Source organism: Bradyrhizobium genomosp. III, assembly GCF_000261705.1.
In the GTDB taxonomy this organism is placed as follows: Bacteria; Pseudomonadota; Alphaproteobacteria; order Rhizobiales; family Xanthobacteraceae; genus Bradyrhizobium; species Bradyrhizobium ottawaense.
Genome location: NZ_AJQF01000407.1, coordinates 1 through 255, shown reverse-complemented (window position 1 = coordinate 255; position 255 = coordinate 1). Strand labels below are relative to the sequence as shown.

Sequence of the window (255 nt, the reverse complement as noted above, 5' to 3'; positions counted from 1 at the left end):
GCCGTGATGTTCGTCGCCACGGCACCCGCCGCGGCGTGCGGCTTCAACCCGTGCCAGCCGGTCGCGCCGGTCTATTCCGGCTGCAACACCGGTTGCGGCGGCTACGGCTATGGCTATGGCTATGGCTATGGCTATGGCTATGGCTATGGCGCCTATGAGCGTCTCGCCGAGCCGGCCACGCAGTATTATCACGTCAACCAGGGCCCGACCTATACCGGCCCGGGCGCCTTCGCGCCGTATCCGACCTATCGTGAA

General features: G+C 65.9%; 1 pseudogene. It reads left to right on the top strand.

Going from position 1 to position 255, the window contains the following annotated elements:
- Positions 1-255: pseudogene (locus tag IC66_RS0133005) on the top strand (hypothetical protein); the annotation flags it as partial.